The following is a 15,821-nucleotide window of genomic DNA, read 5'->3' as shown; positions in this document are numbered from 1 at the left end:
CGCTGAGCCGGGCGACGATTCGGTAGCCCGGATAAGGCGCGTTGCGCCGCTATCCGGGAGATACCACCACGGCGTAATATTACTCCGGCGTACCGGCGTAAATATCAAACCGATGCCCTTTGGTCACCACCGCATTCGGCGTGGCGACTTCCGCCAGCGGCGGCGCATAATCCGGGCGCTTCACCACCACCCGCTTGGTCGCCAGCTGGCGCGCCGGGGCCAGCAGGCCATCGGCGTCTAAATCCGGCCCCACCAGCGACTGAAAGACGCGCATCTCTTTCTTCACCAGCGCGCTTTTCTGCTTATGCGGGAACATCGGATCGAGGTACACCACCTGCGGGCGCGGGGTGATATCGGTTAACGCCGTCAGGCTGGAGGCGTGGATCAGCTGCAGCCGCTCCTGCAGCCAGCCGCCGATTTCCGCGTCAGCATAGCCGCGCGCCAGGCCATCATCGAGCAGCGCGGCGACCACCGGATTACGCTCCAGCATCCGCACGCGACAGCCGACTGACGCCAGCACAAAGGCATCGCGTCCCAGCCCGGCCGTCGCATCGACGACATCCGGCAGGTAATCGCCTTTAATACCCACCGCTTTAGCCACCGCTTCGCCGCGGCCGCCGCCAAACTTGCGCCGGTGGGCCATCGCCCCGCCGACGAAATCGACGAAGATGCCGCCAAGCTTGGGCTCATCGCGCTTGCGTAGCTCCAGATGCTCCGTCGTCAGCGCCAGCGCCATCGGGTTATCGTCATCCTGCTCCAGCCCCCAGCGGGCGGCTAAAACAGATAAGGCGCCGTCACCGGCGCCTGTTTCATCAATTAAGCAGATCTTCACGTAGCAATCAGCCTTTGATCCCGTAATGCTCCAGCATCGCGTCCAGCTGCGGCTCGCGCCCGCGGAAGCGTTTGAACAGCTCCATCGGCTCTTCGGAACCGCCGCGGCTCAGGATATTGTCGAGGAACGACTGACCGGTTTCACGGTTGAAAATCCCCTCTTCTTCGAAGCGTGAGAAGGCGTCTGCCGCCAGCACGTCGGCCCACAGGTAGCTGTAGTAACCTGCCGCATAGCCGCCAGCGAAGATGTGGCTGAAGGCGTGCGGGAAGCGGCCCCAGGTCGGCCCCGGCACCACGGCGACCTGCTTTTTAATCTCGGCCAGGGTCTCAAGGATTTTCGCCCCCTGCTCCGGTTTGTACTCCGCATGCAGGCGGAAATCGAACAGGCCGAACTCCAGCTGGCGCAGAATAAACATCGCCGCCTGGTAGTTTTTCGCCGCCAGCATTTTCTCCAGCAGCTCCTGCGGCAGCGGTTCACCGGTTTCATAATGGCCGGAGATAAACGCCAGCGCTTCCGGCTCCCAGCACCAGTTCTCCATAAACTGGCTCGGCAGCTCGACCGCATCCCACGGCACCCCGCTGATGCCGGAAACCCCGGCGGTGTCGATGCGGGTCAGCATATGGTGCAGACCGTGGCCGAACTCGTGGAACAGGGTGATCACTTCGTCATGGGTGAACAGCGCCGGCTTGCCGTTGACCGGGCGGTTGAAGTTACAGGTCAGGTAGGCGACCGGCTTCTGCAGGGAACCATCCAGTTTACGCATCTGGCCGACGCAGTCGTCCATCCACGCCCCCCCGCGCTTATGTTCGCGGGCATACAGGTCGAGATAGAAGCTGCCGCGCAGCTCGTTGTGTTCGTCATACAGCTCGAAGAAGCGCACTTCCGGATGCCACACATCGACATCGGTACGCTCTTTAGCGGTAATACCGTAAATGCGCTTAACCACTTCAAACAGGCCGCTAACGGCTTTGTTTTCCGGGAAATAGGGGCGCAGCTGCTCATCACTGATGCTGTAGAGGTGCTGCTTCTGTTTTTCGCTGTAGTAGGCAATGTCCCACGGCTGCAGCTCATCGACGCCAAACTCGGCTTTGGCGAAGGCGCGCAGCTGGGCCAGCTCTTTTTCGCCCTGCGGACGGGCGCGTTTTGCCAGGTCGGTGAGAAAGTCGAGCACCTGCTGCGGATCCTTCGCCATTTTGGTGGCGAGGGATTTATACGCATAGCTGTCAAAGCCCAACAGCTGCGCCAGCTCGTGACGCAGGGCGAGGATCTCCGCCATCACCGGGCTGTTATCCCATTTCCCGGCGTTCGGGCCCTGATCGGAGGCGCGGGTGGAATAGGCGCGATACATCTCTTCGCGCAGCGCCTGGTTATCGCAGTAGGTCATCACCGGCAGATAGCTCGGAATATCCAGGGTCAGCAGATACCCTTCCTGCTCTTTGGCCTGCGCCTGAGCCTGAGCGGCGGCCAGCGCGCTTTCCGGCATGCCGGCCAGATCGGCGACATCGGTCACCAGCTTGTTCCAGCCCATGGTGGCGTCGAGGACGTTGTTGCTGTACTGGTTGCCCAGCTCAGAGAGGCGCGCGGCGATTTCACCGTAGCGTTTCTGCGCCTCCGGCGGCAGGCCAATCCCGGATAATTCAAAATCGCGCAGCGCGTTATCAACCGCTTTTTTCTGCGCGGTATTCAGCGTGGCGTAGTTATCGCCATCGCGCAGGTCGCGGTAGGCTTTATACAGGCCTTCATGCTGGCCGACCCAGGTGCTGTACTCGGAGAGCAGCGGCAGCGTCTGTTCGTAGGCCTCACGCAGTTCAGGGCTGTTTTTAACCGAATTCAGATGGCTGACAGGCGAGAAGATGCGTCCCAGCACATCGTCCACTTCCGCCAGCGGCTGGCAAAGATTTTCCCAGCTATACGGCGCGCCATGCGCCACCGCGCTTTCCACCGCGGCCCGGCAATCCTCCAGCGCTTTGGTGACCGCAGGGACCACGTGCTCTGGTTTGATCGCAGAAAAAGGCGGCAGGGAGAAAGGCGTCAATAATGGATTGGTCATATGCGCTGTCCTGTTGAAAAGGGTGAATGAAGCGCGCGTCCGGCGCTTATGCATGAGATCTAGAATGGGGGATAGTTGGGGGAATTTCAATGACGGGCGGTGCGTCAGCCTGGGTATTGCTGCGATAAGTCCGCCCGTTGCCGGAAAAGCGCGACACGCAGTGCAGCGTGCCGGAAACCACATTAATGCCTTTTTTGCGCCATCTCCCAGGCCGCCGACAGATTCAGCCGCTGCCAGAATTGCTGTTCGGGGGTGGCGCCGGATAGCGGGTAACCCGCCGGCAGCGCGGTGTTGACCATCAGCGCCCGACGCTGGGCAGCTGACAGATGCGGCAGGGCATCTTCCAGCAGCACTTCCGCCCCCTCCGGCACCTGTAAACGCGGCTGCGGACCCTTCTGCTGCGGCAGATCGTAGGTCATGGTGAAGCGAGAGAAATCACGCATCGCCGGATCGCGCCAGGGATCGTCTTTCACGCTGCTCTTCGCGCACTCGGCAAGCGATGTGCCGCAGGCCTTCGCCAGCGCGGCGCGCAGCTGATCGCGGGCTTCGTTAAATAATACCCGGTAGTGCGGATCGTTAAGATAGTGGGCCACGTTGCGCTCGGCCACCATTCGCGAGCCGATCACGTCCAGCGGGTAGTGGACGCCCAGCACGATGCGCGAGAAGCCATAGCGGGCGCCGCGCGCCACCAGCGCGTCGTAGCGCTCCGGGATCATCGCCGCCAGCAGCAGCGCATCGGTATAGCCGGTGTTGGTGTGGCCGCTGGGGAACGAGCCGCCGTCGGCGGTGTAGGGCTGGTTATCTTTCACCACCACATCGTCAGGCACCAGGTGAATGGTGTTGCCCTGCACCAGAAACGGCCGCGGATTGTTGAAGTGCTTTTTCGCCTCGCCGGTGCTGACCTCCGAGGCTTTGATCAACGCTGCCGCTTTCCCCAGCGCGCCCTGGTCATAGGCGGTCAGAAACGCTTTGCCAAGGCGTGGCCCCAGCGCGTCGCTGAGGAAGTAGAGGTAGCTAATGCCTTCCGCATCGGCCAGCGCCTGACGGCGCGTGGTCTGCACGGCGTCGCGATTGATGGCGGTCACTGTCGCCAGATTCTGCTTCACGACGGTCTCCGGCAGGGTACTGAACGCCGACAGCAGCGCAATGCCCGCCTGCTGGTTGGCCCGGGTCTGGAAGTCATAGCCGCTGGCCTTCAGCCAGGCGGTATCGGCCTGAGTTTGGTTTTGTTTGGTGTGCGCCAGCCGATCGCGGGTCAGCGTGGCGGCATCCCCCTGCAGAGCGTGGCGTAGCTGCGCCAGCGCCTGTTGCTCAAGATCGTCATACGCCTGGCTGGAGGCAGCCGGCGTCACGCTATTGGCGAGGGCCGCCGCCCTGTTCAGCGGGATGTCTTTAGCCAGAACCGGTTGCGCCAGCAGCAGCGCGACGGCCAGCAGCGAGAGTTGCCTTTTCATTATTTTTCCTTTTATTCAAATAATTACCTTGCCTGTACCCGACACTAGCGCGGCCGTTTGACGTTTTTATGACAGCGTTATGTTTTGCAACGCTTTTAGCAGAAATGAAACAGCGCGGCGGCGCAGCGGTAATCTCGGCCGATCTGCGGTAAACTATCGGTTAACTTGTTTACTTCCCGGAATCTCTGCATCCATGCTCAGTTATCGCCACAGCTTTCACGCAGGCAACCACGCCGACGTCCTCAAACACACCGTTCAGAGCCTGATCATTGAATCACTGAAAGAGAAAGAAAAACCGTTTCTCTACCTGGACACTCACGCCGGCGCGGGCCGCTATCAGCTGAGCGGCGAGCACGCCGAACGTACCGGCGAGTATCTTGAAGGCATCGCCCGCATCTGGCAGCAGGACGACCTGCCGGCAGAGCTGGAGCCGTATATTTCGGTCGTAGAACACTTCAACCGTAACGGCCAGCTGCGCTACTACCCGGGCTCGCCGCTGATTGCCCGCCAGCTGCTGCGCGAGCAGGACAGCCTGCAGATGACCGAGCTGCACCCGAGCGACTTCCCGCTGCTGCGCGCTGAATTCCAGAAAGACAGCCGCGCGCGCGTCGATAAAGCCGATGGCTACCAGCAGCTGAAAGCCAAGCTGCCGCCGGTATCGCGCCGCGGTTTGATTCTGATCGACCCGCCGTACGAAATTAAAACCGACTATCAGGCGGTGGTCACCGGGATTAACGAAGGCTACAAACGCTTCGCCACCGGCACCTACGCCCTGTGGTACCCGGTGGTGCTGCGCGCGCAAATCAAACGCATGATCAAAGAGTTAGAAGCCACCGGCATTCGCAAAATCCTGCAGATTGAGCTAGCGGTGCGTCCGGACAGCGACCAGCGCGGCATGACCGCCTCCGGGATGATCGTCATCAACCCGCCGTGGAAGCTGGAGCAGCAGATGAATAACGTGCTGCCGTGGCTGCACAGTAAACTGGTTCCGACCGGCACCGGCCACGCCACCGTCAGCTGGATCGTACCGGAGTAATCGCAACCATCGGTGGAACCTTTTAAGCCTCGCGCTACAATCGCGGCAATCAACGATTAAGGACATATGGGCATGAGCAAACATTATGATTACCTCGCCATCGGCGGCGGTAGCGGCGGTATCGCCTCAATTAACCGCGCGGCCATGTACGGCCAGAAGTGCGCGCTGATTGAAGCCAAAGAGCTGGGCGGCACCTGCGTCAACGTCGGCTGCGTGCCGAAAAAGGTGATGTGGCATGCGGCGCAGATCCGCGAAGCGATTCATCTTTACGGCCCGGACTACGGTTTCGATACCACCATCAACCATTTTGACTGGGAGAAGCTGGTCGCCAGCCGTAGCGCCTATATCGACCGTATTCATACCTCTTACGACAACGTACTGGGTAAGAATAAAGTCGACGTGATCAAAGGCTTCGCGCGCTTTGTCGATGCCCACACCGTGGAAGTCAACGGCGAGATCATCACCGCTGACCATATCCTGATCGCCACCGGCGGCCGGCCGAGCCACCCGGATATTCCGGGCGTCGAATACGGTATTGATTCCGACGGTTTCTTCGAACTGCCGGCGCTGCCGAAGCGCGTGGCGGTGGTCGGCGCAGGCTATATCGCCGTTGAGCTGGCGGGGGTGATTAACGGCCTCGGCGCCGAAACCCACCTGTTCGTGCGCAAACACGCGCCGCTGCGCAGTTTCGATCCGCTGATCGTTGAGACCCTGGTGGAAGTGATGAACGCCGAAGGCCCGCAGCTGCATACCAATGCGATCCCGAAAGCGGTGGTGAAGAATGCCGACGGCAGCCTGACGCTGGAGCTGGAAGATGGCCGCAGCCAGACCGTTGACTGCCTGATCTGGGCGATTGGCCGCGAACCGGCGACCGACAACTTCAATCTGGCGGCAACGGGCGTTAAAACCAACGATAAAGGGTACATCATCGTTGATAAATTCCAGAACACCAACGTGCCGGGCATCTACGCGGTGGGCGATAATACCGGCGCCGTTGAGCTGACGCCGGTCGCCGTGGCCGCAGGCCGTCGTCTCTCCGAACGCCTGTTTAACAACAAACCGGAAGAGCATCTGGACTACAGCAACATCCCGACCGTGGTCTTCAGCCATCCGCCAATCGGCACCGTCGGCTTAACCGAGCCGCAGGCGCGCGAGCAGTACGGCGACGACGCCGTGAAGGTCTACAAATCTTCCTTCACCGCGATGTATACCGCCGTGACCTCTCACCGTCAGCCGTGCCGCATGAAGCTGGTGTGCGTCGGCCCGGAAGAGAAGATTGTCGGCATCCACGGCATCGGCTTCGGGATGGATGAGATGCTGCAGGGCTTTGCGGTGGCCCTGAAGATGGGCGCCACCAAAAAAGACTTCGACAACACCGTCGCCATTCACCCGACGGCGGCAGAAGAGTTCGTCACCATGCGCTAAGACGCGATCGCCGGATGATAAAAAGAAGCCCCGGGGGCTTCTTTTTTTATGCTCAGGCCACGCCGTTATTGCCATGGCGCATAAACGCCGGGCGCTGATTGAGCGCCATATACCAGCGCTCCACGGCTGGCATCTCCGGATGGGCGAAAGGGGTCATTTTCCAGCGATGCACCGACAGCCCCAGCACGATATCGGCCAGGGTGAAGCGCTCGCCGGCTATCCACGCCCCGGTACGCTGCAGCTGCGCTTCAACAATGCGCACGCAGTGGGTCCAGGCGGCAATACTCTCTTTAATCGCCACCGGATCCTGAAAGCGCGGATCTTTACGCACCAGCCCCATAAAAGCATGGCGCCAGGCAGTGTTAAACTCGGTCGCCTGCCAGTCCATCCAGTGCTCCACCTCGGCGGCGGGCTGCGGTTCGGCGGGCAGCAGATCCCAGCGCTCCGCTTTGCGCGCCAGATAGCGGCAGATACTGTTCGACTCCCAGAGCACGAAGTCATCGTCCAGTAGCACCGGCACCAGGCTGTTAGGATTCAGACGCTGAAACTCAGGCGTATCCAGGGGCTTAAATCCGCTGCCGTAATCTTCCTGCTGGTACGCCAGCCCGGCTTCCTCGCAGGTCCACAACACTTTCCGTACATTGATTGAAGAGCGTTTACCCAGAATTGTTAGCATCGTCAGCGATTCCTCAGCCATAAAAGACAGTTCATTCACTCTACTCTATTGCCAGCCAGCAACAAGGCAGAGCGCTGGATAATGTGTATAGTTGATTCCAGCCTGTTTGCCGAAAAGGAACCCGACATGTTGACCCCTTTTACCGTTTTGATGCCTGCAAATATTCGTTTTGGCCGTGGTCAGGCCGAGAGCGCCGCCCCCTGGCTGGCGCAACAGGGCGGCCCAATCCTGCTGGTGCATGGCGCCAGCCCGCAGCGGGCGGCGTTTCTCCGCCAGCAGCTGGAGACGCTGCAGCTTGCGGTCACGACGCTGGCGATAAGTCGCGAACCCTGGCTTAGCGATATCGAGCAGGGCGTCCAGCTGGCGCGCGAGAAAGGGATCAGAGCGGTGGTCAGCCTCGGCGGCGGCGCGGTGATTGACGCCGGTAAGGCGATTGCGGCGCTGGTCCCCGCCGCCGGCCCGGTGATCGACTATCTGGAGGTGGTGGGAACGGGCCGTCAGCTGGAAGCCAGTCCCCTGCCGTTCGTGGCGATCCCCACCACCGCTGGCACGGGCGCGGAGGCCACCAAAAATGCGGTGATCAACGTTCCGGAACAGCAGCGGAAAGTGAGCCTGCGCGACGACCGAATGCTGCCTGACCTGGCGATTGTCGACCCGGCGCTAACCGACAACGCGCCGCGGAGCATCACCCTGAGCTCCGGCCTCGACGCCCTGACCCAGGTGATCGAGCCCTGGCTCTGCAGCCGGGCCACTCCCTTCACCGATGCTCTCTGCCAGCAGGCGATCCCGCGGGGAATTCGCGCGCTAAAAATCCTGATGGAACAAGAGTGTCCGGCCAGCCGCGACGAGATGGCCTGGGTCAGCCTGTGCGGCGGACTGGCGCTGGCGAACGCCGGGCTGGGGGTGATCCACGGCCTCGCCGGCCCGCTGGGCGGCCTGAGCCGCGCCTCGCACGGCGCCCTATGCGGCAGTTTGTTGCCGTTTGGCCTGGCGCTCAATGAGTCGCAGATCAACGACCCTGGCCTGCGCCAGCGCGTTAACGATGTCCGCCGCTGGCTGGCCGACGGGCTGGACGTCCCTGTGGATCGGGTCTGGGACAGTCTGCGGGAATGGAGCCATCGCGCTGGCCTTGGCACCCTGCGCGACCTCGGCGTAGCGCGCGATGCGCTGGAACCGGCGGCGCTGGCCGCCAGCACCTCCTCATCGATGAAGGCCAACCCGGTCAGCCTGAGCGGCGAACAGCTGCTGGAGATGCTGGAGGCGGCGTGGGAGTGAGCGCCCCGGGATAAAATTTTGTTGCATAATGAATGCTCCGAATTTCATCTGCGCCAGGATGTACAATTTTTAATTACTTATCAACAGCGTACTTTGAAATGGCAGCTTTTCTTCTCGGCGGAAAAGCGTGATCTCACGCACAGTTTGCTTCACACTCACCGAAGCGACTGTCTACGCTTAATAGACAAGGCCGGGTATGCCCGGCCCCGAACTCACGCTATCCGGAGGTCCGTATCGCTATGTTCAGCCAGAAATTACGCCACGTTGAAGACGACGAGTTAAGGATCGACATCGATCCCTGCTACGAAGCCGATCCGTACGAATTAAAGCTGGATGAGATGATAGACGCTGAACCGGAGCCTGAGGTGATCGAGGGGCTTCCGGCGTCCGATGCCCTCACCCCGGCGGATCGCTATCTTGAGCTGTTTACCAACGTGCAGAAATCACGCATTTTCGCGGACAGCAAAACCTTCCCCGACTGCGCGCCGAAACACGATCCGCTGGACATCCTGCGGAACTACCGCAAGGTCAAACGCCAGCCCGACTTCGATCTGCGGCAGTTCGTTGAGGACAACTTCTGGCTGCCGGAGAGCCAGAGCGACATCTATATCTCCGACCCCAGCCTGACCCTGAAAGAACACATCGACAAGCTGTGGCCGGTGCTGACCCGCGAGCCTCAGGATCATATCCCGTGGTCATCGCTACTGGCGCTGCCGCAGGCCTACATCGTGCCCGGCGGTCGCTTTAGCGAAACCTATTACTGGGACTCTTATTTCACCATGCTGGGGCTGGCGGAGAGCGGCCGGGAAGATTTGCTGAAATGCATGGCCGATAACTTTGCCTGGCTGATTGAAACCTACGGCCACATTCCGAACGGCAACCGCACCTACTACCTCAGCCGCTCGCAGCCGCCGGTGTTCGCCCTGATGGTCGAACTCTTTGAAGAGGATGGCGTGCGCGGCGCGAAGCGCTATCTGGACCATCTGAAGATGGAGCACGCCTTCTGGATGGACGGCGCCGAGTCGTTGATCCCGCACCAGGCGTATCGCCACGTGGTGCGTATGCCGGATGGCTCCCTGCTCAATCGCTACTGGGACGACCGTGACACGCCGCGGGATGAGTCGTGGCGCGAAGACGTGGAGACCGCCCGACACTCCGGGCGGCCCGCCAATGAAGTGTACCGCGACCTGCGGGCGGGCGCCGCGTCCGGCTGGGACTACTCCAGCCGCTGGCTGCGGGATATCACGCGGCTGGCCAGCATCCGCACGACGCAGTTTATCCCCATCGACCTGAACGCCTTCCTGTTCAAGCTGGAGACGACCATTGCCAACCTCTCCGGCCTGAAGGGCGATCGCGAGACGGAGGCGGCCTTCCGCCAGAAGGCCCAGGATCGGCGGGCGGCGGTCAACCGCTATCTGTGGGATGATGAGAACGGCTGTTTCCGCGATTATGACTGGCGCCGTGAACAGCTGGCGCTGTTTTCCGCAGCCAGTATCGTCACCCTTTACGTCGGCCTGGCGACCCACGAACAGGCAGAACGCCTTGCCGATGCGGTGCGGGCCCGCCTGCTCACCCCCGGGGGGATCATGGCCACCGAATACGAAAGCGGTGAGCAGTGGGATAAACCCAACGGCTGGGCGCCGCTGCAGTGGATGGCGATCCAGGGATTTAAACGTTACGGCCAGGATCCTCTGGGAGATGAGATTGCCTGGAGCTGGCTGCAGACGGTCAACCACTTTTACAAGCAGCATCACAAGCTGATTGAAAAATACCATATTGCCACCGGCGTCCCCCATGAGGGCGGCGGCGGGGAGTATCCCCTGCAGGATGGCTTTGGCTGGACCAACGGCGTGGTGCGCCGACTGATTGGCCTGTACGGTGAGCCAACCTAGTCGGGCTGTTCCCGGCGGCTTTCTCCTGCTATGTTCAGAGGATTCGCCCTGCCCGGAACGACGCTTATGCCTGAACTTCTGACGCCGCGCCTGCGCTGCTCACCGCTGCAGCTGGACGACTGGTCGTTTTTTCTTTCCCTGCAGCAGGATCCGCAGGTCATGCTCTACGTCGCCGATCCCCGACCGCAGGCGGCCATCCGCGAGGCGTTCGATTCGCGGCTGCCGCCGTGGACGCCCGGGGATGAACACTGGCTGTGCCTGGTGGTGCGCGACAGGCTGACCCATACCCCGCTCGGCCTGACCGGTTACCAGCATCATCAGCGCGACATTGCCGAGGTTGGCTTTCTCTTCGCCCCGGCGGCGCAGGGCCGGGGCTACGGCTACGAATCGCTGCGCGCGCTGTGCGACTACGCCTTTACCACCGGCGGCGTCCGCCGCCTGACCGCCAGCGTCACCGCCGGCAACGAGGCGTCTAAGCAGTTACTGCTCAAAGCCGGCTTCCGGCTGGAGGGAGAGCTGCGGGAAAACTACTGGCTCAACGGACGCTGGCACAACGACTGGCTGTTCGGTCGGCTGCGTGGGGAGGGCGATGCGCCGTAGCGCACCGCCGGTCACAGGCTGGGGGCAGTCAGGATCAGAGGAACATCCCACCCGAGACTTCCACACGCTGCGCGTTCATCCACGCCAGCTCATCGCTGAGCAGGGCGGCGATGGCGTCGCCGATATCATCAGGCAGCCCAACGCGCCCCAGCGCAGTCTGGGCGGCGATATGCCGATTCACCTCGGCGTTATCGCGCACCTCCCCGCCGCCAAAGTCGGTCTCAATGGCCCCCGGCGCGATGATGTTCACCGATATCCCCCGTCCGCCCAGCTCTTTCGCCTGATAGCGGGTCAGAACCTCCATCGCCCCCTTCATCGCGGCGTAGGCCGCATAGCCCGGCAGGGCAAAGCGCGCCAGGCCGCTGGAGACATTGAGGATACGCCCCCCATCCTGCAGGAGAGGCAGCAGACGCTGGGTCAGGAAAAACGGCCCTTTGAACTGGATATTCATCAGCTCGTCAAACTGCGCTTCGCTGGTCTCGGCGAAGGGCGCGTTGAGTCCGATCCCGGCATTGTTCAGTAAATAATCAAAGGTTGTGCGTCCCCACTTCTGCGCCAGCACCTGCGCCACCTCGCTGGCGAATGCGTCAAATGTTGTGGAATCGCCGACGTTCAGCGCTAATGCTGCCGCTTTGACCCCTTTTTGCTCTATTTCCGCCACCACGTCGAGGGCCGCCTGGCGGTTGCTGTGATAGGTCAAAAGAATATCGGTTCCCTTTGCCGCCAGCTTCAACGCGGCGTTTTTACCCAGACCGCGGCTGCCGCCGGTCACTAAAGCGATACGTTGTGTCATCAGAAGACCCCTTTCAGGTTGCGTTGTGATTGTGTTGTAGCTTATTAACTGCTCATGCAACAATAAATACGCTATATTGCGTTTTACTGTTTCATTAACAACAACAATAGGCGATCGGCATGGATAAAATTCATGCAATGCAGTTATTCATTCGCGTAGCGGACCTGGAGAGCTTCTCCCGCGCCGCCGAGACCCTGGCGCTACCTAAGGGAAGCGTCTCGCGACAGATTCAGGCCCTGGAAAGCCATCTTGGCGTGCGGCTCCTGCACCGCACCACCCGCCGGGTCCAGCTCACCCAGGATGGGATGGTCTACTACGAGCGGGCGAAAGATCTGCTGAGCAACCTCGACGAACTGGACGGCATGTTCCAGCACGATCCGGCGAGCATCAGCGGCCGGCTGCGGGTGGATATGCCGGTCGGTTTTGCTAAAAAAATGGTGATCCCGCATCTGCCGACTTTTTTACAGCAGTATCCGGGCATCGAACTGGAGCTGAGCAGCAGCGATCGGCTGGTGGACGTGATCCGCGAGGGGTTTGACTGCGTGGTGCGCGTCGGCGCGCTCAAAGACTCAGGGCTGATTGCCCGGCCGCTGGGCAAGCTGACGCAAATTAACTGCGCCAGCCCGGACTATCTGGCGCGTTTTGGCTATCCGCAATCCCTGGAGGATCTGGCGGATCATGCCCTGATCCACTACGCCAGCACCCTCGGGGTCCGTCCCCCCGGCTTTGAGGTAATGATCGACGGCGCGGTGCGCTGGGTAAAAACCGGCGGCATATTGACGGTCAACAGTACGGAAACCTATCAGGCAGCCTGTATCGCCGGGCTGGGGATTATTCAGGTGCCACGCACCGGCGTGCGCGAGGCGTTACGCGCCGGCGACCTGATTGAGATCCTGCCCCAGTACCGCGCCGAGCCGCTGCCGGTCTCGCTGATCTACCCGCACCGGCGCAATCTCTCCCGCCGGGTAAATCTGTTTATGGAGTGGCTGGGCGGGCTTATGAAAGCGTATGTCGATTGAGCGGCGCGGCCGGAAAACGGGCGGCGGGGAGAGGCATTCCTGCAGGATACGGCATTTAAGGTATACTTTTTGCTGAATCTCGCTGTAAAAAAGGAAGAAATTACGTATGACGCCGGAAAACGACGATCGACGCCCGCCACAGGAACCGGATACGCAGCCGGAGAAAAGCAAAAGCACGCTCGAGGCCCTCAATGACACCGCCGTCGGGCAAAAAGCCAGCCAGGCGCTGAAGACCGTCACCGGAACGGCGGCCAAAGTGCAGCGCAACCCGGTGATCGCCCATCTGTTGCGCGCCGCAGAGCGCTTCAATGACCGGCTCGGCAATCAGTTTGGGGCGGCTATCACCTATTTCTCGTTCCTGTCGATGATCCCGATCCTGATGGTCTCCTTTGCCGCCGCCGGCTTCGTGCTGGCCTGGCACCCAACCCTGCTGCAGGACATTTTCGACAAAATTCTGCAAAACGTCAGCGACCCAACGCTGGCGGCAACGTTGAAAAACACCATCAACACCGCGGTGCAACAGCGCACCGCCGTCGGTCTGGTCGGCCTGCTGGTCGCCCTCTATTCCGGTATTAACTGGATGGGCAACCTGCGCGAAGCGATCCGCGCTCAATCGCGCGACGTCTGGGAGCGCCGGCCGCAGGACGAGGAGAAAATCTGGGTCAAGTACTTCCGCGATCTTATCTCGCTGATCGGTCTGCTGGTGGCGCTGATTATTACGCTGTCCATCACCTCCGTCGCCGGCTCCGCCCAGCAGATGATTATCTCCGCGCTGTATCTCGACAACATTGAATGGCTGAAACCCGCCTGGCGGCTAATCGGCCTCGCCATCTCGATTTTTGCCAACTATCTGCTCTTTTTCTGGATTTTCTGGCGCCTGCCGCGCCATCGTCCGCGGCGCAAGGCCCTGTTTCGCGGCACGCTTATCGCGGCGATTGGCTTTGAAATCATAAAAATCGTCATGACCTGGACGCTGCCGGCGCTGGTGAAATCCCCGTCCGGGGCGGCGTTCGGATCGGTGCTGGGGCTGATGGCCTTTTTCTATTTCTTCGCCCGCCTGACGCTATTCTGCGCCGCGTGGATCGCCACCGCGGAGTATAAAGACGACCGGCGGATGCCGGGCAAAACCCACCGCTGAGGTATTGCGAGGATGAATAAAAGAGGCAAAATTCATCCTCGCGCTTGATTTCAGCAGATAAATCCAGCATGTAACTTTTATTTAACTCAAAACTGGTTTTATTCTCTATCTTTTTAATTGTGTGAAGCATTTCATAGAACTATTTTTACTGGTGTAAAAATTATCCGCTTTTTGCCTCTTTTTTGCCCATTTTCCGCGTTTGTTACAGATTGAAATGTCCCTGTGGCTGTGGCTATATGGCTTTTCGTTCGCGCAAAAATAAGAAAGATCTATGCAAGCCACAGCCACAACTCTCGAAAACACGCAGGAAACCGCCCCGGTCAACTCACGCAACAAGGTTGTTGTCGCCTCGCTCATTGGCACCGCCATTGAGTTTTTCGACTTCTACATCTATGCCACCGCCGCGGTCATCGTCTTCCCGCATATCTTTTTCCCGCAGGGCGATGCCGCTGCGGCCACCCTGCAGTCGCTGGCCACCTTCGCCATCGCCTTCGTCGCCCGGCCGATCGGCTCCGCGCTGTTTGGCCACTTCGGCGATCGCGTCGGCCGGAAGGTCACCCTCGTGGCCTCGCTGTTAACCATGGGGATCTCCACCGTGGTGATCGGCCTGCTGCCCGGCTATGAAATCATTGGCATTGTCGCGCCGATGCTGCTGGCGCTGGCGCGTTTCGGTCAGGGCCTTGGCCTCGGCGGGGAATGGGGCGGCGCAGCGCTGCTGGCTACGGAAAACGCCCCGGCGCGCAAGCGCGCCCTGTACGGCTCCTTCCCGCAGCTGGGCGCGCCGATCGGCTTCTTCTTCGCCAACGGCACCTTCCTGCTGCTCTCCTGGCTGCTGACCGACCAGCAGTTTATGGAGTGGGGCTGGCGCGTGCCGTTTATCTTCTCTGCGGTGCTGGTGATCATCGGTCTGTATGTTCGCGTCTCGCTGCATGAGACCCCGGTCTTCGCCAAAGTGGCGGCGGCGAAAAAACAGGTCAAAATCCCGCTGGGTACCCTGTTGACCAAACACGTCCGGGTGACGGTGCTGGGCACCTTCATCATGCTGGCCACTTATACCCTGTTCTACATCATGACCGTCTACTCGATGACCTTCAGCACCGGCGCGGCGCCGAATGGCCTGGGTCTGCCGCGTAACGAAGTGCTGTGGATGCTGATGATGGCGGTGATTGGCTTTGGCGTAATGGTGCCTGTCGCCGGCCTGCTGGCGGACGCTTTTGGTCGTCGCAAGAGCATGATTATCATCACCACGATGATTATTTTGTTCGCCCTGTTCGCCTTTAAACCGCTGCTGGGCTCCGGCAATCCGCTGCTGGTCTTCGCCTTCCTGCTGCTGGGCTTAAGCCTGATGGGACTGACCTTTGGCCCGATGGGCGCGCTGCTCCCGGAGCTGTTCCCGACGGAAGTGCGCTACACCGGCGCGTCGTTCTCCTATAACGTGTCGTCGATCCTCGGCGCTTCGGTCGCGCCGTACATTGCCGCCTGGCTGCAGGGTAACTACGGTCTCGCGGCGGTCGGCACCTATCTGGCGGCGATGGCGGCGCTGACGCTGATCGCCCTGCTGCTGACCCACGAGACCCGCCACCAGTCGTTGTGATCCTTCGCCCTGACGCCCCCGGCGTCAGGGCTCTCCT

Annotated in this window: 13 protein-coding genes; 8 read left to right on the top strand and 5 right to left on the bottom strand. The window is 60.8% G+C overall.

All coding sequences use genetic code 11. From position 1 onward, the window contains the following. Window positions 1-79: 79 nt before the first annotated feature. The 3 genes from rsmJ to KB892_RS26895 all read right to left on the bottom strand — a co-directional run bounded on the left by rsmJ (window position 80) and on the right by KB892_RS26895 (window position 4,336). Window positions 80-832, bottom strand: coding sequence for a 16S rRNA (guanine(1516)-N(2))-methyltransferase RsmJ (rsmJ, locus tag KB892_RS26905; protein ID WP_004151425.1), 753 nt, complete (start codon window positions 830-832; stop codon window positions 80-82). Between the two features lie 7 nt (window positions 833-839). Then, window positions 840-2,882, bottom strand: coding sequence for an oligopeptidase A (gene prlC / locus KB892_RS26900; protein WP_004151426.1), 2,043 nt, complete (start codon window positions 2,880-2,882; stop codon window positions 840-842). Between the two features lie 182 nt (window positions 2,883-3,064). Beyond that, window positions 3,065-4,336, bottom strand: a complete 1,272-nt coding sequence (locus tag KB892_RS26895; protein WP_002921266.1) for an acid phosphatase — start codon at window positions 4,334-4,336, stop codon at window positions 3,065-3,067. A 193-nt stretch (window positions 4,337-4,529) separates the two neighbouring features. Between KB892_RS26895 and KB892_RS26890 the strand changes: the two genes are divergently transcribed. Both KB892_RS26890 and gorA read left to right on the top strand, forming a co-directional pair. Continuing rightward, window positions 4,530-5,372: a 23S rRNA (adenine(2030)-N(6))-methyltransferase RlmJ gene (locus KB892_RS26890; RefSeq protein WP_002921269.1), complete on the top strand. Its 843-nt coding sequence runs from the start codon at window positions 4,530-4,532 to the stop codon at window positions 5,370-5,372. Between the two features lie 72 nt (window positions 5,373-5,444). After that, entirely contained in the window at window positions 5,445-6,797 is a 1,353-nt protein-coding gene (gene gorA / locus KB892_RS26885; RefSeq protein WP_002921271.1) for a glutathione-disulfide reductase, read from the top strand. A 52-nt stretch (window positions 6,798-6,849) separates the two neighbouring features. Here gorA and KB892_RS26880 read toward each other — a convergent pair whose 3' ends face one another. After that, window positions 6,850-7,473, bottom strand: a complete 624-nt coding sequence (locus KB892_RS26880) for a glutathione S-transferase family protein (RefSeq protein ID WP_002921273.1) — start codon at window positions 7,471-7,473, stop codon at window positions 6,850-6,852. A 126-nt stretch (window positions 7,474-7,599) separates the two neighbouring features. On the opposite strand from KB892_RS26880, the gene KB892_RS26875 reads away from it, so the two are divergent. The 3 genes from KB892_RS26875 to KB892_RS26865 all read left to right on the top strand — a co-directional run bounded on the left by KB892_RS26875 (window position 7,600) and on the right by KB892_RS26865 (window position 11,240). After that, entirely contained in the window at window positions 7,600-8,748 is a 1,149-nt protein-coding gene (locus tag KB892_RS26875) for an iron-containing alcohol dehydrogenase (RefSeq protein ID WP_004151427.1), read from the top strand. Window positions 8,749-8,987: 239 nt separating this feature from the next. Next, window positions 8,988-10,640, top strand: coding sequence for an alpha,alpha-trehalase (locus KB892_RS26870; RefSeq protein ID WP_002921331.1), 1,653 nt, complete (start codon window positions 8,988-8,990; stop codon window positions 10,638-10,640). A 66-nt stretch (window positions 10,641-10,706) separates the two neighbouring features. Beyond that, complete coding sequence (locus tag KB892_RS26865) at window positions 10,707-11,240, top strand: GNAT family N-acetyltransferase (protein ID WP_002921333.1); 534 nt, start codon at window positions 10,707-10,709, stop codon at window positions 11,238-11,240. A gap of 34 nt (window positions 11,241-11,274) precedes the next feature. On the opposite strand, the gene KB892_RS26860 is transcribed toward KB892_RS26865, so the two are convergent. Then, a complete protein-coding gene (locus KB892_RS26860; RefSeq protein ID WP_002921336.1) occupies window positions 11,275-12,033 on the bottom strand; it encodes an SDR family NAD(P)-dependent oxidoreductase in 759 nt (252 codons plus the stop codon). A gap of 119 nt (window positions 12,034-12,152) precedes the next feature. On the opposite strand from KB892_RS26860, the gene KB892_RS26855 reads away from it, so the two are divergent. The 3 genes from KB892_RS26855 to KB892_RS26845 all read left to right on the top strand — a co-directional run bounded on the left by KB892_RS26855 (window position 12,153) and on the right by KB892_RS26845 (window position 15,784). After that, entirely contained in the window at window positions 12,153-13,052 is a 900-nt protein-coding gene (locus KB892_RS26855) for a LysR family transcriptional regulator (RefSeq protein ID WP_004145179.1), read from the top strand. Window positions 13,053-13,158: 106 nt separating this feature from the next. After that, the gene (gene yhjD, locus KB892_RS26850) at window positions 13,159-14,190 is read left to right on the top strand and encodes an inner membrane protein YhjD (RefSeq protein ID WP_002921337.1); all 1,032 of its coding nucleotides are present in this window, start codon (window positions 13,159-13,161) and stop codon (window positions 14,188-14,190) included. Window positions 14,191-14,461: 271 nt separating this feature from the next. Beyond that, on the top strand, window positions 14,462-15,784 hold the full coding sequence (locus tag KB892_RS26845) for an MFS transporter (protein WP_002921338.1): 1,323 nt from the start codon (window positions 14,462-14,464) through the stop codon (window positions 15,782-15,784). Window positions 15,785-15,821 lie beyond the last annotated feature (37 nt).

Source organism: Klebsiella sp. P1927 (assembly GCF_018204675.1).
Classification (GTDB): domain Bacteria; phylum Pseudomonadota; class Gammaproteobacteria; order Enterobacterales; family Enterobacteriaceae; genus Klebsiella; species Klebsiella pneumoniae.
The sequence above is the reverse complement of the archived record's forward strand: the minus strand, read 5'-3'. Positions and strand labels throughout refer to the sequence as shown.